Origin of the sequence: Terriglobus sp. TAA 43 (assembly GCF_000800015.1) — a bacterium.
Classification (GTDB): domain Bacteria; phylum Acidobacteriota; class Terriglobia; order Terriglobales; family Acidobacteriaceae; genus Terriglobus.
The window spans coordinates 1,177,248-1,197,709 of sequence record NZ_JUGR01000001.1; the positions used below are offsets into that span (position 1 = coordinate 1,177,248).

The window sequence follows — 20,462 nt, forward strand, 5'->3', positions numbered from 1 at the left end:
CCATTTTCCGTCTATTTCTATTTTAGTGATTCGGAAGAAATAGCATGCCAACTCTATTTCTTTTGATTTGTTGATGTTGGGCGAAAGTGGGGCTTGACAACACTTCGCTGCCGTTCTCTGGCGATCTACACGCGGTTTGGGCAGCTGAAACAAGGAATAGAGCGGGCCTTTGGCCCTTTGTTTCGTAGAGGACTGTCTAGCCTAGGCTAATATCGGGTCGCGCCTTTGGCGCTTATTGCAGTGACTGGTTAAATTGCAACAATGCAATCGTCTGCTATCGTGCTGCCATGCCATTGAAGCAGTGGGTCATCGTCGGCTGCGGAGCACTTTTCTGCGTTGCTAATGCCACACGCATCATGCGCAACGAGCCAAATTTGAGCGGCTACGAACTTAGATGGAGACTTCTGCCGAGCGTTCTATTGTTCGTGTTCGTGGGAATGATTGCCTTTCTCCTAGTGAAATAAGCGTGCCGTGCCACGGTAGCCCCGGCATCGCTTCAGGTGCCTCGCCCTCAAATCGGATGCCCAGATTCGTATGGCGAATCTGGGCATCCGTTGTTTTGTTGTTTGTCTGGCTTGACTACTCTGCAGCTGCGGCGGAGTCCGGAATGCCGCGTTGTTGGAGCATGGGGCCTATTTCTGGGTCGCGGCCTGCCCATTCGCGGTACAGCTCGGCGGGGTCTGCTGTGTTGCCGCGTGAGAGGACCATGTTGCGCAGGCGGTCGCCGTTAGCGCGGGTGAGGCCTCCGTTCTGTTCGAACCAGTGGTAGGCGTCGCTGTCGAGCATCTCGGCCCACAGATAGGCGTAGTAGCCCGCTGCATAGCCTCCGCCGAAGATGTGCGCGAAGTAGGTGGAGCGGTAGCGTGGCGGTACAAGCGCGAAATCCACGCCCTTCTCTGCCAGGGCCTTTGCTTCAAATACATCTGCCTGTTGGGCACACTCGCTTGATGGCAGCGTATGCCACTGCAGATCGACTTCTGCGGCGGCGAGTACCTCTGTGAGCGCGTGACCGCCGTTGAAGTTCTTGGTGGCCTTCAGCTTTGCCTGTAGCTGTTCCGGCATTGCTTCGCCTGTCTTCCAGTGTTTCGCGTAGTTCGCAAACACGGCTGGATACGAGGCCCAGTGTTCATTGAACTGCGATGGGAATTCCACGAAGTCGCGCGGCACGGATGTTCCGCTGAGCGATGGGTAGGTGACGTCGCTCAACATGCCGTGGAGTGCGTGGCCGAACTCATGGAAGAGCGTGTTCACTTCGTCGCTGTCGATGAGCGATGGCTGGCCGTCCACGGGCTTGGTGTAGTTGCACACGTTGGTGATGATGGGTGCATATCCCAGCAGCTTTGATTGCGTGAGGAGCGAACTCATCCATGCGCCACCGCGCTTGGAGTCGCGACGGTAGAAGTCGCAATAGAGGAGCGAGAGGTGTGAGCCGTCGGCATTGAAGACTTCGTAGGTGACGACGTCAGGGTGATAGACGGGCAGGTCTGTACGCTTGGCAAAGGTGATGCCATAGAGTTGCGTTGCTGCAAACAGAACGCCGTCTTCAAAAACGCGGTTCAGATCGAAGTACTGCTTTACCTCGTCTTCGTTGATGTCGTACTTCGCCTTACGCACCAGCTCTGCGTAAAAGGCCCAGTCCCACGGCTCCAACGTAAACTCGCTACCGATCAGTTCCTGCATAGCCGCGGCTTCTGCGTTTGCACCAGCGAGCGCAGCAGGAACGAGATTGTCGAGGAATGCGATGGCCGCGTGGGGTGTACGCGCCATCTGATCGCTCAGCTTCCACGCTGCATAGTTTTCATAACTAAGCATGCGTGCACGCTGGGCGCGGAGTTGCGCGAGACGCGCGATCATTTCGCGTGTATCGCTGGTATTGCCCTTTTCTGCGCGTGACAGTGAGGCCTGCCACAATGCCTGGCGTGTTTCGCGGTTCTTCAGCGACGCCAGCGCGGGCTGCTGCGTGGTGTTCTGCAGCGTGAGATAGAAGCCCTCAAGTTCGCGGCTCTTTGCAGCTTCTGCTGCTTCGGTAATTTCCGCATCGCTTAGGCCGTCCAGTTCTTCACGCGATGCGACCTGTAAGCCGCCTTCCTTCATTGCGGCCAACACACAGTTAATGAACTTTGCCTGCAGGGTGGACTGTTCCTGATTGAGCGCCTTCAATGTGTTCTTGTCGGGGTCGCTAAGCAATGCACCGGACTTCACAAAGCCGTCGTAGGTGAGCTCCAGCAGGCGGAGCGATTCGGCATCGAGCGAGAGGGATTCGCGCTGGTCGTAGACAGCCTTCACGCGCGAAAACAAACGCTCGTCAAGGTTGATGCTGTCGCTGTGTGCCGCGAGCCTGGGCGCTACTTCCTGCTGCAACTGCTGCAGGGTTGGATTGGTATGCGCGCCCGACACGGCGTAAAACGCATGCGCTACGCGGTTCAGCAACTCGCCGGTTTTCTCAAGCTCGACAATCGTGTTCTGAAAGGATGGACCTTCTGCATTCGCGATGATTGCATCAACCTCTGAACGCGCCTGCGCCATACCCGCTTCAAATGCGGGCATGTAATGTTCGTCGCGAATGAGGTCAAACGGCGGAGCATAAAACGGCAGCGTGCTTGCGGAAAAGAATGGGTTGCTACTGTCAAAAACATCAGTGGAAGCCGAAATTGCCTCCGAACCTTGCTTATCAGTCATGAAATGCCTCAACAGAAATCTAACAATTTTTGATGGTTGAATTCGTTATGAAAGTGCTACCTTGCGCACAACGGAGGATACCCATGGCACAGGATCTTCATAAATTCACGCACCGCTGGTTTGATGACGTTTGGAACGACTACAAGGAAGCGTCGCTGGATGAGATGCTTTCTCGCGACGTGGTCTGCTATGACTTTCCTAACGTCGGCGAAACCGTGGGATTTGCTCGCTTCAAGGAGACCGTCGAACACTTTCACGCGAACTTCAGCAATATTCGCGTTGTTGTGGATGACGTGATTGTGGAAGGCAACAGGGTGGCCAGCCGGTGGCATGTGAACATGACGCATACTGGCGACGGCATGGGCTTCTCAGCCACGGGAAGAACGATTGCCTTCAACGGCATCAGCTGGGTGGAGATTCAGGACGGAAAAATAGTGAAAGGGTGGAACGGTTTTGACCTGACCCACCCTATCTCAACTCTGAAAGCTCTTTCGACAGCTATCGCTCAAAAACCCTGATTACGACAGCAACTCGACTTGATCTTCGCTGCTGCCAGGCTTCAATGCGCCCGCCGGTGTCGGCATGAGCAGATCTTCCTTACGCATGACAAGGTTGGTCGCGTTGAGGCTGGCCAGCTCAAATCCATGGCCATGCGTAATGGCGTCGGTGGGGCACGCTTCAACGCAGTAGCCGCAGAAGATGCAGCGGTTGTAGTCGATGTTGTAAACCTTGGCGTAGCGCTCGGCTGAGGAGATGCGCTGTTCCTCAGTGTTCTCTGCTGCCTCGATGTAAATGCAGTTCGATGGGCAGGCCGCGGCGCACAGGAAGCAGGCTACGCACTTTTCCAGGCCGTTTTCGTCGCGCTGAAGCTGGTGCTTGCCGCGGAAACGCTCCTGGAAGATGGCGCCGCGCATTGGTCCCGGACCGTCGGGGTAGTTCTCAACCTCAGACGGTTGCAGCATCTCCTTGAAAGTGATGCTCATGCCCTTGGCAATGCCGGCAATGTTCTTCACGACTGACATGGCTTGAGTATACGATGCCTGCTCCGTTAGTGTTCTCTCTATGGCATCTTTGCGTACCGTTCTTGCCGTCCTGATCGCGTTTTCGCCCGTAGTCGCCGCCGCACAGAAAGAAAATCCGGCACTGCGCCCCTACGAATCCTGCTCGTTCCCTGATGGGCTTTCCGTTACGGACGTCCAGCCCATGCCGCCGGACGTGCGGGATCGCCCGGCAAAGACGAAGCAGGGCGAAAAGAGCGTTCCGCTACTGGCTGGTCGTCGCATCACCTTCGCCTACCCCGGAGCTGATCCCTATGTCAGCGTGAAGGTGGAGCTGTTGCCGCCGGACAACTATGCGCTGAACAAGCGCTATCTGCTGGAAGATTTTGATGACATTGTGGCTTCAGACAAAGGCGTTGCGAAGAACACGACTCGGCCTGCGCGCATCAGCGCATTTAACGTTACGGGGCTGGATCGCAAAGCGATTGCAGGCAACACGCTGGGTATCTACATGCTGATGGATGACGCGACGCATGTGGTGTCGACGATTTACCTGCTGAACCCGAAGCAGAGCCACATCAAGACGATTGAAGACTACACACGTCAGCGCGATACGTTTCTTTACAACTACACGCGGTGCATTCGGAATAACCAGAACGGTGTGCTGTTTGGGGTGTCGAAATGATGAAGTCTGTGGTGCTTTCGTGCGCGTTGCTGAGTGCTTTCAATCCCGCAGTCGCGCAAAGCGGTATGGCGATGAACAAGCCTGCGGCGCAGCCTTCCACTTCGCTGACGGTGACGGGGCTCTCGGGTACGTCGAAGACGCTTTCACCTGCGGATTTCAAGGCGTTGCCGCATGTCACGGTGAACGTGCATAACGTCCATACGAACAAGGATGAGAGCTACTCTGGCGTTGCTGTGAAGGATTTGCTGGCGATGGTTGCTCCGGCGAAGGGTGAGGGTCCCAAGGTGTCGGGCAACATGACGCTGATCATTGCGGGTGCTACGGATGGCTTTCAGGTGGCTATTACGCTTTGTGATACCAATCCCGATTGTCGCAGTGGCCAGAGCATTGTTGCCGATGCGCTGGATGGTGCGGCGCTGGCGCAGGATGGTGCGTTCAAGCTGGTTTTGTCGGAAGACAAGCGGCCCGCGCGCTGGGCTCGTAATTTGCAATCGCTGACGGTGAAGGCAGCGCAGTAGCGTTTTACTGCGGCTGCGCGGTCCCGGTCAGGGCGGGCGCGGCCGCGGCCTGCGGTATTGCCGCATCGGGTTGAGGGCCGTTGGCAGGCGGCGTTGTCGCAGGTGCGGTGGTTGCGCTTGCGGGAGTGGCGCTCCTTCGCGGTGACGGTGGCACGATCGCTGTCACTGTGCTGACCACGTCGGGGTCATCGCGCAGCTTGAGATAGAGCGTGTGGTTGTCTGCGGGGCGAGGCACGGAGATGGAGTCGCCTGCGAAGCCTAGCGGTACTTCCGTCTCGTTTTGGAAGCTGTTGTCGGTGGCGACAGAGCCCAGCAGATACAGGTCTTTGCCGGTGATCTGGCATCCGGGGTCGTTGGGGTCTTCTTTCGGTGTGCTGCGTGTGCAGGTCACGCCTGTAATCACGGGTGTACGGACCAGCGTTCCTAGCGGGATCCAATCGCCAGCCGTTCCGTCGTTGGCAACCGCGCGTGCCTGGATGGGGCCAAAGGCAGAGGCTCCGAAAGTCTTTGCAGGCGTGAGGAAGGCGAGAGCGGTGTGGCTATCCTGCAGAACGACAGAGCCGTCGGCGAGGGATAGGGTCGCCTTCAACGAGCCGTCTGCCAATGCCACTTCGATCTTTTCGCTGCGGGGGAAGCGATCCGGGAAACGAGACCGCAGCGCCAGCGTCAACTTCGCGTTGAGGGGGATGGCGTTCTCGCTGTTGAGGGTCAGCGGGATGCCTGAGCCGCTGTCCGCCTTCAACGTCTTACGCAGTAGGTCCACTGCGGGGCGCGCTGTGTCGACGCTGTACGACACAGGGAGCGTGCGTCCATCGGCCAGCTTCGCTTCTGCGGTGCCGCTGTCGCCGGAGTTGAAGGCGGTGGGTTTGGTGCGGGTGTCGCCTAGCTGCTTTTCCTGCGCGCGTATCAGTTGCAATGACTTGCCATCGGCCGAGGGGCCGTCTGGACTGGGCTTGTAGTCTGAGCCTGCAATCTTGACCGAGACGATGCCACCGAGTCCTGTGCCTGCAAGCATGGCGGCGGTGTCGCCCGCGTGAATGCGGATGGCTTCGAGCCGGGTCTTGTCGGAATAGGCCGTTACAGCAACCTTCTCGATGTCGGGCGTGCCAAACTGCTTCACCAAAAGATGCACGCTGCCGGGTGCAGCCTTCTCAAGGGGCACACCCACCTGGAGGACGTTCTTACGGTCAGCCGCCTGCTTCCACTTGAGGGGACTATCGTGTCCTCCCTGATCGAGGGCGATCGTGGATGCGCAGGCCGTTCCATCGGCGTGGAGGCGAAGCTGGTTCTCGCGACCGGTGAACAGGTCAGACTGTTCCGCAGCGGTCCAGCCGCCACCAGGAAGGCGCTGCAGTGGCACTGTGACGCCCGAGAACGAATCGAAGCCCCACATCCCCTGTAGTGTGCCCGTGATCTGCAACGGGCCGTCCTTGTCGGCAATGAGAGGCGTTGTGGTGCTTTGATCGGGCGTTGGATCGGACGCGGGCTTGTCGCGCGAGGCATCAGCATCACGGGCCTCAGGAGCAGCGACTGGCAGAGGCTTGCGACCACGTGTTTCGGTTAACACCAAGCCGCCTTCGAAGGCATCCGCCACGACAGGCAGGTCGGTCTTTCCGTTCAAGGTCGCGCCGTTGTTCAAGTGCAGATGCAGATCGTGCGCGAAGCTGGTGGCGAAGACCAGCGGTGCACCTTCCAGAGGCAACACCATTCTGGGTTGCAGGAGGCAGGAGACGTGCAACGCATCCTGAAGGCGCAGCGGAGGAGCTACCGATGACTGGATGGCCGGCAGCGCAACCACAATCACCGACTTCGGATTGTGGAACGACGGCGCCGTGTTCAAACGCAGATTGAGCGACTCGTCATCGGGAAATGCAATGGCTGGAATGTACTGAAAGTGCGCGGTATGAATACCACTCATGAGCCGCACCAAATCAATGACCGTGCCAACGTAGGCGGAGTACATGCCCGCACCGTTCGCAGTAGCCATGGGCGTTCCCGCTACGGCACCGATCAGGTTCGCGGTATCGCCGGAAGTGAGCGCGGCTGCCAGCGTCTGCCCGTGGCCGTCGTCCAGCAGTAGCTGGCCACCCGTTTGCCGCAGGCAGGCCATCTGTTGATCAGCAGGTTTCTTGAAGCAATCATCATTCGGCTTCAGGTTCAGAGTGGACGCCAATTTCTTGGAATGGTCCAGCAACTGTTCCGACGATCCATCGGGAACACGCTGCAATGCCTGCAGGTAACGCTCGATGCGTGCCTGTTCAAAGGAGGCCTCGTTCAGATCCTGCGAGGCCCGGACGAAGGTGCCAGGACGGCCTGTGACCGCCGACTTCAACGTAGAGAAATCGCCGCCCGTCTCTGGTGCAAGGAAGATCAGCGCCTGCTGTGCTTCCTGCGGCACGGCCACCGTGACCCCTTCGGCAAACTTCTTGTCCCAGGTTTTGAGTTGGGTGAACCAGTTATCAGGAGGCGGGTTCGTGCTGCCACGCAGGAACGCCACAATCAGAATCATGTGGACAGACTGCGTTCGCGGTAGCTCTGCATGGATGGTGAGCTTGTCGCCCGCCTGAAGATTGGGCACCATCGCAATGGGCAGTGACTGGTCGCCGCGTTGCACATGCACGTTGATGCTGGGGCCCATCAGATCAAAGCGACTGGCTGCCTGCCCCATGGCTGCGGCACATGACACCGCAACCGCTGCAAGATGCAGCGCAATACGAACCCCCAGCCGAAATCTTCCTGTCAAGCGTTGCGACATCCCTTGGTTTTAGACGACAAACATTCCAGAAGCGTCGCTTACTACGCCCCTGCGGGTACTCTCGTCAGGCAACAATACCTGTCCTTACATCGCTACGTTCCGCCGAATCAGTGGCTTTCCCATCCAAGGCGGATGCGGGCACGCCGCCAAATGGCAGGAAGATGCGGAACGTGGTGCCACCGAGCTGTTCTTCGTGCGCTTTATGGCTTCGGACATGGATTTTGCCGTGGTGGCGATCCACAATCTCCTTCGAAACCCATAAACCCAAACCGGTTCCGGTGACTCCCTTGGTGGAGAAGAACGGTTCAAAGAGATGTTCGATCGTCTCCTGATCCATGCCGCTTCCGGTATCCGAAATCGTAAGGATGAGTCCCTTGGTTCCCGTCACCTGATCATTGGCCTCAGCTGTACGGATCACTAAACGTCCGCCCGTGGGCATGGCATCGATTGCGTTCCCCAGTAGATTGACGATCACCTGTCGCACTTCGCCCTCATACGCGAAGAGCGGCTCCTTGCTGCGGAAACGCTTGGTGATCGTAATGCCCTGACGACGAATGCGTGATTCAAACAGTGCCACTACAGTTTCGATCAGCTCTCCCGGTTCAGTATGCACAGGGCGGCTGGATTGACGATGAAAACGAAGTGTCTGAACCGTGATCTGGGCGACGCGATCAAGTTCCTTCTGCGCCATCTCCAGATACGAACGTCCCATCTCGTCCATCTGCGACTGCTGTACGAGGTAAAGGCAGTTAGTAATGGCTGCGAGAGGGTTGTTGATCTCATGAGCGATGGATGCCGCTAAGCGACCTGCCACAGCGAGTTTCTCTGTCCTTCGAAGGACCTCTTCACTCTTCTTCTGGTGGCTAAGATCCGCGATGAACACGGCGATTTCGCGATTCTCTTCTGTTCGATTGACGCCCTCGCGATCCAGGAAGGTCAACGCGACGAGAGTTTCCATCTGCTCGCCAGAAGCGGTGAGGCAGACGAACTCAAAGGGCTCTTTCATTTCATCGCTGTTGAGAGCGGCAAACGATTTCTGTAGTCCGGGAAAGATATCCGTCAGACTGATCTTGCCGGTCATCAGCTCTATTTCGCCATATCCCAACAGGCGAATCACAGCATCATTCGCGTAAGTAATACGCCCGGAGCTCTGGCCAATCAACAGACCAAGAGGCATTGCGTCCACCAGCCGATGAAAACGCATCTCCGAAAGCTCAAGGGCGCGTTCCGCAGCTACACGTGAACGCCGCGCTTCTGCCTCGCGGAGTTCACGCTCAAGTACAGGAATCAACCGCGCGAGATTCTGTTTTGTAACGTAGTCCTGAGCGCCACGCCGCATTGACTCGACAGCGGTCTCTTCCGAGATGGCGCCGGACATCATGACGAACGGCAGATCAATACCGGTTTGACGGACAAGATCCAACGCTTCCGGACCGCTGAAGCTGGGAAGGTTGTAATCCGCAATAACAACATCGGGGCGCTGCGCGGCGATTGCTGCGGACATCTCCGCGGCCGTCTCGACGCGCATCACTGACGGCGCAAATCCATTGCGTCGGAGGAAACGTTCGAGCAGTGCTGCATCATCCTGGTTGTCTTCCACCAGCAGCAGCGAAATTCGCCGCGGCTCTAACTCAGGGGTGGGCATTCGTTCAACACCAGCCAGTACATGCCAAGCTGACGGGTGGCCTCGGCAAAGTCTGTGAAATTCACCGGCTTGCGAATGTAACTGTTCACTCCCAGCTTGTAACTGCGCACCACGTCGCGTTCTTCATCAGACGACGTGAGAACGACAACCGGCAACATGCGCGTATTCTCATCCTCGCGAATGCGACGCAATACTTCCAGTCCTTCCACCTTTGGCAGTTTCAGATCTAGTAGCACAAGCTGAGGACGTGTCGCTCCAGGCCCGAAAAGCGCATCCAGTGCTTCTTCGCCGTCACGCGCTACACGGACCTCATTCACAATGTTGCTCTTCTTCAGAGCACGAATGGTCAGAAGTTCGTGGTCGGGATCGTCTTCTACAAGTAGGATGGAACGGCTCGTGTCGGGCATGGGTGTCATCCTAACGTAAACCAGAAGGTTGCGCCATTGTCGACGGCGCTATCCGCCCATATGCGCCCGTGATGACGCCGGATTACACGCGCAACCGTCGCCAAACCAATACCGGAGCCCTTGAAGTCTTTGTCGCCGTGTAAGCGGTTGAAGGCGTTGAACAGCTTGTCCGCATAATGCATATCAAAGCCGGCCCCGTTGTCTGTGACGCGCCATGCCTTCTTCTCTGCGTCCCACCCGAAGGAAATCTCCGCGTGCTCTTTGCGCGACGTGAACTTCACCGCATTTCCCAGCAGATTTTCTAACGCGACCTGAACCAGCTTCGGATCGGCCTGCGCTTCAGGGCCAGAAGTCACAGTAAAGGTGATATCGCGCTCAGGGTTTTCTTCTTTCAACACATCGATGACGCCGTCAGCAATCTCGGCTGGAGAGACCGTTTCACGAACAAGCTCGGCCCGCGTGATACGAGATAGCTGCAGGAGCGCATCAATCAACTGGCCCATGCGCTGCACACCGGTGCGCACACGACGGATGTAGTCCCTGCCTGTCTCATCCACAACTTCGGAATAGTCCTCCATCAGGGCCAGGGAAAAACCGTCGATGGTTCGGAGTGGCGCTCGAAGATCATGCGATACGGAATAGGAAAACGCTTCCAGTTCCCTGTTTGTACTTTCCAGTTCGGCGGTGCGCTCCTGAACGCGATGCTCCAGCTCTGTATTCAACTGGTGGACTTCCTGAGCTGACCGCTCTGCCTCCGCCTTGGAACGAATCGCCTCTTCTTTTGACTGTTCTGCAGCCAGGCGCTGCTCGCGTTCCTGCCCGAAATACCATGTGACCGATCCGATCATCAGCAGGTCGAGAACGCAGGCGAGACCAATCGCGAACATGGTTCGCACACCACTCTGGTGCACTTCGATGGCACGATTTGCGAGCAACTTGCGCTCTTCGTTTTCCATGGCGGTGAGCAACAGGCGCGCGCGGCGCATCTCTGTTTCACCCGCGCCGGAATTAATCAGTGCCACGGCACCATCCAAACCGGATGTCTTTCGAGCGTTCAGCAAGTCCTGCAACAGCGCCATGCGACGCCCCACGGTGCCACGCAGAGCTTCCAGATTTTTCTGCTGTTCGGGGTTGTCTACCGTCAGATCACGGAAGACTTCCAATTGCTGAGGAAGCTCGCTCTGAGCAGCGCGGTAAGGAGCGAGCATGGATTCCCGCTCTGGAGCCATCACATAGCCGCGCACGGAGCCTTCCGCGTCGTCCAGGAGCTGCATGACACGCTCCTCCTGGCCGATAACTTCCCACGTATGCGCCAGCCACGCTTCGCTTTGCATCAGCGACCGAACCGCCGACACAGCGAACCATGTATTCAATCCAACAACGATGAGCGCAGCAAACAGCGCCAGGGGGACTATGGAGCGGGACGACCTCGCGGGCATATTCCCCACATTGTAACGGGGCACAGTTGATCGGGCCGAAGTGGTTACTATGCCTCAAACAATTCGACCCTTCTGAATCCAGGCCGCACGCATATTCAAAAAAAGAAGGCCGCAGCATGATGGCTGCGGCCGTGGATGGAAGGCACTACGGATGGTTCAATCGTTTCGGTACTTAGAAACGAAGTTTGGCAGCGATCTGCACGTTACGCGGCAGGTTCGCCTGGGACGTGATGAAGCCGAATGTGGTCACGCCTGAGTTGACGGTTGCATTCGGGTTCGAGAACTGCACCTTGTTCAGCACGTTGAAGGCTTCCGCACGCAGCTCCAAACCAACCTGATCGTGGATCACGAACCGCTTGACGACGGAAGCATCATTCGAGAAGTTCAGCGGTCCACGGATCGCCGACCACGAACGAGGCACATTGCCAAGCTGGAAGCTGGTCGGCAGTGTGAACGCCGCAGGGTTCAGGTAAGGAATTGCAGTGCCGCCGCTGACGTAGATGTGGCTCTTCGTTCCGCCTCCGTTGAGAGGTCTGACGCCGGAGTTGTACATCGGCCTTGTTCCTGCCCAGTTACCCGTTCCGCTGACACCCATGCTGAGAGGATTGCCAGAGGAAACCTGGATGATGGTATTGACCTCCCAGCCTCCAACAATCATGTCTGCCCAGCGAGGCATGTCGCCACCGAAGCGCTTGCCGCGGCCTACCGGCAAGGCGTAGTTCGCAGTGCCCACGATGCGGTGACGAAGATCCGTCGCCAGTGTGCTGTGCTCGTATTGCGGGAAGTAGAAGTTCTGGTAATTCGGATTGCCCGTGGTGTTGAGGAATCCGTTGGTGAGATCGCTGACGTTGCCCAGCAGCTTGGACCAGACATACGACACCGAACCGGTCACACCGTTCGGACGATGAATGCTAACCGTTGCCTGCATGGCGTTGTAGGTGGTCGAGCCGATGTCCTGGTATGAGACGTTGGCGGTGTTGTTCTGCAGTGAATTGATGGCGCCCGAAGTGTACTGGGGGAACCGTGCATTCAACTGCACCTGCTGCACCGTAGCGTTCTTCAGAACACCCGGAGCGATGACATATTGGTTGCCGAAGAACGGGTTTGCTACCTGCTTGGTCAGCGGCGTGAAATCCGTTGTGCCGACGGGCAGGAAGTACTGCGGCTGCAGATCGTTGTAGCGAACGTTCATTGGCAGGTGAACACCGTGGCCACCGACATAGTTCAGCTGCAAGGTAAACGTGTTGCCAAGGCCCTGCTGCACACCGAAGTTCCACTGCTGCTGGTACGACACAGGATTGTGGTACTGAAGCCCCGAAATCGATGTGCCATTGCTGACCTGTGAGCCCGCACTGGCGCCGGCAGGCAGCAACACTCCGCTCGTAAAGGGATTGTCTGTCTTCACGACAGGAGTAAAGCCTGTGGCAGACGTTGGAATGCTTGTGGACTGGCTGAATCCGATGTTCGGGTTGCTGTATCCACGCTCAGAGGTGGGCAGGAAAAGCAGGCCATAGCCACCGCGGAAAACGGTGGTCGGCGTTGCCGCCCAGGACATACCGAGGCGAGGCGCGAACTCCTTATACGACGTAGCCCAGGTGCGCGAGGGATTGTTGCCAGCTCCAAGGAACTGAGCACCGCCCGCTACGCCGATGGGGTTTGCCGCGGTCGGATCAAAATCGGCCCAGGCGTTACGACGATCTTTGAAGCCGGTCTCCAGGTCATAACGAACACCCGCGTTGATTGTGAGGTTCGGTGTGATGCGCCAATCGTCCTGAACAAAGAAGCCGTGTGCGAACTGGTTGAACGCCTGTGTGAGCTGCCGCTGCAAGCTGCCACCGGTTGGATAGCCGAGCAGGAACGTTGCCCACGATGCCAAGGCCTGCTGCGTGCCTGCAACGGTGCCACCCGGCCTTACAGCGCCGGTAAACGTCGTTCCAAACGAGAAGGCTCCATTGGGATTACCGAGACCCGACTGCATTTCCATGTTCAGTCGGCCCTGGTAGCCGGTGGTGATGGTGTGCTTGCCGTGCGTCCAGAGAAGGGTTCCGTTCAACGAATGGGTGTAGTGGGCCCAGTTGTTAAAGCTGCTCTGGAAGCCGATCTGAGCCAGGTTTGTGAAGCTGGCGACAGGAAGACCAGCGATCTGCTGCTGACCGAGCAGATTGCTTGAATAGCCGTAATCTCCCGCGTTGTAGTTGTAGAAGTTGTTGCCCAACTGCAGGTTCGTTTGGCGGGCAAAACCGTATGACACCTGCACGATCTTGTTGGATGACACCGTGTAGACATCGCCTACAGCGAACAGGTACGCACCCAGCGTCTGGGTCCAGCCGCCAGGGCCGGTGGGGCTGTTGAAGTTGTCATTGTTCGTATACAGATTCTTCGAGCGCGTGCCGCGCACAAAGAGACGGTGCGATGAGCCAATGTTCTGATCAATACGGAAGTTGTACTGGTCGTCTTTGCTGGTTGTGTTGGCGATGTAGGTGTAGTTGTTCGCACCCAATGCCGCGCCTGCAATGTTTGGAGCAGGCATGTACTGAAGGTACTTGGCGGCTACTGGATTCCAGGTGGAAACCGGGATGCAGTATCCAGCAGCGTAGGCGGTGCCGCCGCAACTGGCGGCTGCAATCGGGGTACGATCCTGGGTGTTCGAGTTCGATGAGTTTGGATCGTAGATCGGCGTGGAACCTTCGGTGAAGATGCCTTGACGCATGAGAGCCGTCGGCACGGTGGTGTTGCCAACGCCGGGAGCCAGATTGCGAATCGCCTCGTAGTTGAACGTGAAGAACGTGCGGTCCTTGCCGTTGTAGATCTTCGGAATGTAAACCGGACCGGTGAGGAGCACGCCATACTGGTTCGCACGATGTGGTGGACGGAAGTCTTTATGCCCGGGGTAGGGATACACACCGTTGCGCTTCGTGAAGTAGTTGGCAGCATCCAGTTTGTCGTTGCGGAGGAATTCGTAAACGTCGCCGTGGAGCGAGTTGGTGCCACTTTTGGAAACGATGTTCAGCACAGCACCGCTGGAACGTCCATACTGTGCCGGCGCGCTGGATGTCACAACCTTGAACTGGTTGACGAACTCAACGGACGGCGTAACGGCTGGCTGCCCCTGGCAGCAAACAACGAGTGAAACACCGTCGAGAAGGATTTCGTTCGATCCGCCGAGGCCGCCGTTCGATTGGAAATTGTTCGTAGCCGCAGCGACGACAGCGCCACGGGCAACGGTAACGCCCACACCGAAGTTGTTTCCGGGAGCGATACCAGGAGCGAGAACCGCCAGACCATACGGATTGCGGCCATTCAGTGGCAGGTTGTCTACCTGCTTCGACTGGACGGTGAAGTCAAGATTCGAGGTCTGACTATCAAGAGCCGCCGCGTTCTCTGCCGAGACATCGACCGTTTCGTTCTCGTTGCCGACCTTTAGTGCGAGATCCACCTGCGCCGTTTGTCCCACGGTGAGGTCGAGGGTGGAAATCGTCTTCTGGAAGCCTGGGCGTTCTACCGTGACGGTGTAGGTTCCTGGGATGAGCTGCGGCGCCGTGTAGAGTCCGGACTTGTTCGACTGAACATGGAGGACCAAACCAGTGGCTTTGGAAGAGATGGTGACGGCTGCATCGGGTACCAATGCGCCAGTCGTGTCGGTAATGGTTCCAGTGATGGTTCCGTTCTGAACCTGCGCCATGGCGGCGACTGAACCCGCCGCAAGGCATGCAACCAGGGAGAGCTTGGATAGATGTTTCATCTAGGGCCTCGTAAGAGTTAGTTAAGGTAACGAAGTTCGCGTACGAATCTTCGTCGTTTGGTGATAGGCCAGCGAGTGTTGTTGAGTGGGATAACAAACGTCCAGTTCCAGCCTGTTACGTTACTGTTACGGACGTTTATTATCAGCCACTTAAAACACTTTTACTTAGGGTTGGGGGTGTACGCGGGACTGCGCACGATGGGCTTGCTGGTCCAAATGGAGGATGGTTCCGTCCTTCCGGAGGATGTCCTGGAGCTTGGAAACCGGCACCTGCTGGACGGGAACGTTGCCCTGGATGGCGAGTGCCGCCGTGACTCCGGCTGCCTGCCCGATCATCATGTACTGGGGTTCCATACGTACCGAGGAATAGGCCACGTGGGATGCTGACAGGCACACAGGGACAAGCAGGTTGGTCACCTGATCCGGCTTGGGCAACATGGCGCCGAAACTGATCTCGTAAGGCTGCACTGCCACCTGAACGTCGCCTTCGTTGAACACGGAACCGTCGGGCATGGCGACACGCTGAATGTTGTGCGAGTCAGAGTTGTAGCTGCCCATGGCGATGGAGTCAGGCTTGGTGCGGTCGGTCTGGAGATCGGCCTGATGCATGACGTAGACACCAGTCATGCGGCGACCTTCGCGGATGTATAGCTGACGCGGCCAGCCGTCGGAGTCAGTGAACTCGTCCTTGGCGCGGCCCCACTTGTTGGTATCGTCGCGGAGGGATTGCGGTACGGAAGGGTCGGTCGCCAGGAAGTAGAAGAAGTCCTGCGTGTACTTCATGTGCGCCTTCCAGATGGCCTGGCGCTCGACGAAGGAGGCGTCGGGATAGGTCCAGCTCTTGCCGATGAAGTCTGTTGAGAACGGGCCGTTGTTGTTGAAGTCGCACTTGGCGTGATCGAAGCAGACGGGGTTGGTGACGGTGGCGAGCACCGGATCTTTGCCCGTGTGCTCCTTGTAGCTCTGTACGTAGCGCGTGAGCAGAGCGAACTGCTTCGCGTCGTACCCGGCAGGCTTCGTCCAAGGCAGCTTGTTCGCGGGATCGTTCGTGAGGATGAGGCGGAAGTTATAGGCCTGAACCTTCTTGTCGCCGCTGCCGCCCTTGGCCAATGGTCCGGGGTCTACGTACGGCAGGAGCTTGTGGGAGTCGTCGTAGGGGCTGACCTTCCACAGAAACTGATGCTTCGGAGTCTCCGGGCGGACGCCGGCGAGGCTCTCGTTGTAGACCTCTTCGCCTTCGCGACCCACCACGTAGCTGACGTGGGCCTCGGCCATGGCGTCGCCTTCATAGCTGCAGTCGGCGAAGACTTTGCCTTCCCAACGCTGGCCATCTTCAGTGACGAAAGCGGTGACCTGCTTGCCCTTCATTTCGACGCCGCCGTGCTCCTTGATGCGTTCACCGAAACGGACGTCGACCTTGGCTTCCTTGAGCCAGCGGTTGAAGATGGCCTCGCCGACTTTCGGTTCCGAGAGGAAGTCGGTTGGGTGGTCGAGGTCGCCCTTGCCGTAGGTGGTAGCCGCCTCTTTATAGAACTCGCGGGTGTAGCCGCCGATGACGGGGAAATAGGCGTAGTCCGTCGCGGAGAGGCCGCCGGTGACCATGCCGCCGAGATGGCGGGTGGGTTCGAGCAGGACGACGTGGAGTCCCTGCTTGGCTGCGGAGTAGGCCGTCATGACGCCGGACGCCGTGCCGCCGTAAACCACCAGATCGGCGGAGACAGGCTTTGGAGCAGGTGACGCCGCAAAGGCAGAGGCTGCGAGGGACAGGAGGAACGAGGGAACCAAAAACCGTGCGGATGCAATCATGGCTGACCATACTGCCATCTGAAGTGTGCAATCGTGACGTTTCGAGGCGTATGTTACGGGAATGTTTCTAATGAATTCAGTGACTTACATACTCTTCGACGGAGGCGCCTTGGTGTAGGCGTGCATGGTGACGGGCCAGCTGCGAAGGGGCGTGTTGCCCTCCAGTTCGGTCATGGTGACCATCTCAAAGAACTTCGGCGAGCCGTGTTTGCGCCACATATCTTCAACCGCATTCGATCCGGCGTTGGAGGAGAGGAGCGAGACCATGCCGCTGGTATCTCGAGATTCAAGCATGAGGACCTTGAGGCCGGGAGCGCGACCGGGGAGCAGGGCGATGATGGATGGCTCCACGTGGCGCACGGATATTCCACCTATGGGGTCGTTCTTATAGACACGACGGTATGCCGCTTCCTCTCCGGGTTCCGGGTGCGTATTGATGACACGATCTTCTCCGAGGGTCATGACGAAGTTCATTGTGTCCGTGTACTCCTTCATGGGTCGGAGTGTGTTGTCGGTTCCGAGCACGATGACGTTCGCCTGTTCGAGGGAGAGCAACGATGAGTCTCGGGTGACCTCGAAGGAGATCCGCCTGCCCTGCCCGATGCGGTCGAGGTAACGCGAAATCTGAATGCCAGCGAGGGTGTCCCAGGTAACGGTGTACGACTGCTCAAGGCCGATCGGTCCCCACATCTTGCTCAGCTCTTGCAGCTTGGGATCGTCCTTGACCTCGTCGAACGAGTTGACCTGGACCGAGCGTATCCGAAGCGACGGACGTTCTTTGAAGCTGAAGAAGATGGGTGTGGGGAGAACGATCCTGACCGGCGCATCGCCTTCCAGGAAGGCTTTCCAAAAGCTGTTGGGCTTATCTGGCGGACGCAGGTCAGCGGCTTTTAATTGGCGGCTTTGCCAGATGGCCAATCCGGCTGTGGCAACTAACAGATTCGCCAGCACAATGCAGGACACCATGAGCACGTTGACCTTGTGTACGCGAATCCAGGCCAGGCCCGTGGGTGGTGGCTCAGGTTCGGCGACGGGAGCGTCCGTCTGCTCTTCCGGCGGGGCTGGAGGTTGCAGCACCAACTGGTGCGTGCCAGTGGGAATGACGAGTAGTTCATGCTCGCCGGTTTCGCTGTAGTAGTCCTTGAGCTTGCGGCGGAGACGCGAGATGTGAACGCGGATGCTGGCGTCGGTGTTGGGATCGAAGTGGCTGTTGCGGCCGAGCGCCTCGGTTGCGATGGCGTATTCGCTGAGCGGAAGATGGCGGTTGAGCCAGAGGTAATGCAGCAGTTTGCGTTGGGTTTCCGCACGCATGAACTGCGGACTGTTGAGGGCGCGATGCACCGCTTCCTCTATCGCCGGATCGATGTCCAACTGCACGTCCGGTGAGGTTTCAACAGCCATAGCGGGGATTCTACTGGAGTGAAAATTCGACACACAAGCAAAGCAGAGGGAGGAGTAACCCCGCTGGATGAGAAAGGTGAGATTACCGCCCGGTTGTCATCTCAGAGAGTGTGAGGTGGCGGCTGGCGTGTGATTCGTCTGTTAGGAGAATCTGCTGGCCGTTGGGGTTCATGGAAAGGCCTGCGAATCGAGGCGGTAAGCGCTTCAGCTTTGCGAAGTTGGTCGTGTTTTTGGTGGCCGGATCGTACGTACGCAGGGACGCTTGCCTGGTGTCCAGAAAGACGATGCCGTGTGGCGTGACTTCCCAATAGCCCCAGTATCCGGATGCGGGTTCTGACACGACCTCTGTCTCTGGGCCGCCCTGGATGGGGACGCGCCAGATGCCCGCTTCGCCACCGCGGGCGAAGTACAGGAACTTGCCGTCTGGCGATTCCTGCGGGACGATGCCGTCGCCGGTGGTGACGGGCTGTGGCGATCCTCCGTTGCGGTCTACTCGCCAGAGCTGCCAGCGGCCTCCGCGGTTGGAGCGGAAGTAGACGGTGTTGTCGTCGTTGGACCAGCGCGGTGTGATGTCGTTGAAATCGCCGTTTGTGAGTTGCTGGGGCGATCCGCCCGTGGCGCGGATGGCGAAGATGTGGGAGTGGCCACCGGTTCGCGAGTCGAAGAGGACTTCGTCGTGTTGATGCCCCCACGACGGGCTGCCGGTGAGTGGGCCGTTGCCGTGGGTCAAAGGATGCGCGCCTGTTCCGTCGACTGCGGCCATCCATATTTCCTGGAAGCCGGAACGTTGGGATTGGAAGGCAAAACGGAGACCGTCGCGCGCGAAGGACGGTGCGGAGTCCTCTTGCGTGGAGGAAAGGAGTTCGCGCGAGATGCCTTCCGCGCCGCGGGTTACAGCGATGATGCTCCAGATGGCGGAACCTTGTGTGTACGCCACGCGCAGGATATTGCCGGAACGAGAGACCGTGGGTTGGGCGGCGTCTTCCGTGCCAATGGGCATGCGGGTGGGTGTACCTCCACGGAGGAAGACACGCCACAGAGCGCTCTTGCCTCCCCGATTCGAGGAGAAGGCCACTGATTTGCCGTCCGGGAACCAAGCGAGACTGTCGATCCCGGCGCTGTCGTGCGTGATCTGGTGGACCGGCCCACCGGTGGCGGCGATCCAGTAGAGGTCGCGGACGGCGGTCTCACTGGCGCGGGAGAAAGCTATGCGCTTGCCGTCGGGCGAAAACGCCGGGGTCAGGTCGCCTTCCCAACCGTCCGGTGGGGTGGTGAGCACCTGCGACTGGAGCGTCTTCATATTGAGCAGAACGATGGACGAAGACGGGTTACTGCCCGCATGGTCGGGGAAGGCAAGCGATTCACCATCCGGCGACCACGTTAACGCGCCCTGCTCCCACTGTGAAGCGGATTGGGGAACGAAGACCCTGCGCGTTGCGCGGCTTCGAAGGTCCACAACGTAGATGCCAAGGCCTTCGGTGGAATTCGAAAGATAGGCAATGCGGGTGCCATCGGGAGACCAGGTGGGGCTGAAGTCTTCGCCTGGGCCTGATGTCACGGGTGAGGAGGTCTGGGCCGTAATGGACTTTATATATATATGTTGCGCGCCACCGTCTTCCGGGACGGCGACGTAGGCGATCGTCTTGCCGTCCGGCGAGAAGGCTGGCTGTAATTGTTCGCCGTCGCGGCTGGTGAACGGCAGCGTTTTCAGGACGGTCTCGCGCGGGGTTCCGGCCCAGAGGAAACGCCACACGGCCAGAGCCACCACCGCGAGCACGACAATTGCCAACGCCGCGAGAACCACCGGGTACGGTACGAAGCGGCGCTCTTGCCCGGGGAGGAGCGGTTCAGAAGGGATCGCGATTGGGATTTCGGCACTGATGGGAGCGGGGACCGATACCTCATCCTGCTCCTTAACCGGGTCAGAAGGCAGTTCATGGATGGGCGCGAGCAGGCGGTAGCCCACCTTGGGGACCGTCTGGATAAAGTGCGGCATGGTCGCGTCATCCTGCGTCACACGACGCAGTACGGAGATGCAGCGGGTGAGGACGTCGTCGCTGACGAAGGTGCCCGGCCATACCGCTGCGATCAGATCATCCTTGGCAACGACGTGGTTCGGGTGGTCTGCCAGCGCGAGCAGAACCTTCATCACTTTGGGCTCGAGATGCTTCTCCTGATCGTCCTTCCGCAGGCAATTCAGCTCCGGTTCAACGATCCAATCGCCTGCCTGAAATGGCGCTCTGTGTTCGGTACTCAACGCGACTTGCCTGCTGACGCACTCATCAAATCATTGATGATGAATGACTTGTTAACCATCAGAAAAACCTCAGCGAACTCTCGGCGCCCTCTCAGGACAATCGTTAACTCGCGTCCATACCGTGTGGAGC

At 58.2% G+C, this 20,462-nt stretch carries 13 protein-coding genes; 3 read left to right on the top strand and 10 right to left on the bottom strand.

The window, feature by feature from the left end; translation table 11 throughout:
• Positions 1-579: 579 nt before the first annotated feature.
• Positions 580-2,679 (bottom strand): M3 family metallopeptidase, encoded by a 2,100-nt coding sequence (locus tag M504_RS04995; RefSeq protein ID WP_047488692.1) that lies wholly within the window; start codon positions 2,677-2,679, stop codon positions 580-582.
• A gap of 83 nt (positions 2,680-2,762) precedes the next feature.
• Between M504_RS04995 and M504_RS05000 the strand changes: the two genes are divergently transcribed.
• Positions 2,763-3,197: an ester cyclase gene (locus tag M504_RS05000; protein WP_047488695.1), complete on the top strand. Its 435-nt coding sequence runs from the start codon at positions 2,763-2,765 to the stop codon at positions 3,195-3,197.
• Here the strand turns inward: M504_RS05000 and nuoI are convergent, their stop codons facing one another.
• On the bottom strand, positions 3,198-3,743 hold the full coding sequence (nuoI, locus tag M504_RS05005; RefSeq protein WP_255347729.1) for an NADH-quinone oxidoreductase subunit NuoI: 546 nt from the start codon (positions 3,741-3,743) through the stop codon (positions 3,198-3,200). It lies immediately after the preceding gene.
• Here nuoI and M504_RS05010 point away from each other — a divergent pair.
• Positions 3,742-4,362, top strand: coding sequence for a hypothetical protein (locus tag M504_RS05010; RefSeq protein WP_047488702.1), 621 nt, complete (start codon positions 3,742-3,744; stop codon positions 4,360-4,362). The genes nuoI and M504_RS05010 overlap by 2 nt on opposite strands.
• Positions 4,359-4,880: a hypothetical protein gene (locus tag M504_RS05015; RefSeq protein ID WP_052200419.1), complete on the top strand. Its 522-nt coding sequence runs from the start codon at positions 4,359-4,361 to the stop codon at positions 4,878-4,880. Before M504_RS05010 ends, M504_RS05015 begins: the two co-directional genes overlap by 4 nt.
• A 4-nt stretch (positions 4,881-4,884) precedes the next feature.
• On the opposite strand, the gene M504_RS05020 is transcribed toward M504_RS05015, so the two are convergent.
• The 8 genes from M504_RS05020 to M504_RS05055 form a co-directional block, all read right to left on the bottom strand.
• Positions 4,885-7,623, bottom strand: coding sequence for a hypothetical protein (locus M504_RS05020; RefSeq protein WP_156993540.1), 2,739 nt, complete (start codon positions 7,621-7,623; stop codon positions 4,885-4,887).
• Positions 7,624-7,699: 76 nt separating this feature from the next.
• Entirely contained in the window at positions 7,700-9,280 is a 1,581-nt protein-coding gene (locus M504_RS05025; RefSeq protein WP_047488705.1) for a hybrid sensor histidine kinase/response regulator, read from the bottom strand.
• Positions 9,262-9,687, bottom strand: coding sequence for a response regulator (locus tag M504_RS05030; RefSeq protein WP_047493522.1), 426 nt, complete (start codon positions 9,685-9,687; stop codon positions 9,262-9,264). The genes M504_RS05025 and M504_RS05030 overlap by 19 nt, the downstream gene beginning before the upstream one ends.
• 5 nt (positions 9,688-9,692) lie before the next feature.
• Positions 9,693-11,126, bottom strand: coding sequence for a CHASE3 domain-containing protein (locus M504_RS05035; RefSeq protein WP_047488708.1), 1,434 nt, complete (start codon positions 11,124-11,126; stop codon positions 9,693-9,695).
• Positions 11,127-11,298: 172 nt separating this feature from the next.
• Positions 11,299-14,868 (bottom strand): TonB-dependent receptor, encoded by a 3,570-nt coding sequence (locus M504_RS05040; protein ID WP_047488711.1) that lies wholly within the window; start codon positions 14,866-14,868, stop codon positions 11,299-11,301.
• Positions 14,869-15,033: 165 nt separating this feature from the next.
• Positions 15,034-16,674: an FAD-dependent oxidoreductase gene (locus M504_RS05045; protein ID WP_047493526.1), complete on the bottom strand. Its 1,641-nt coding sequence runs from the start codon at positions 16,672-16,674 to the stop codon at positions 15,034-15,036.
• 84 nt (positions 16,675-16,758) lie between these two features.
• Positions 16,759-18,075, bottom strand: coding sequence for a helix-turn-helix domain-containing protein (locus M504_RS05050; RefSeq protein WP_047488714.1), 1,317 nt, complete (start codon positions 18,073-18,075; stop codon positions 16,759-16,761).
• A gap of 82 nt (positions 18,076-18,157) precedes the next feature.
• Entirely contained in the window at positions 18,158-20,332 is a 2,175-nt protein-coding gene (locus M504_RS05055; RefSeq protein ID WP_047488716.1) for a DPP IV N-terminal domain-containing protein, read from the bottom strand.
• Between the last annotated feature and the right edge of the window lie 130 nt (positions 20,333-20,462).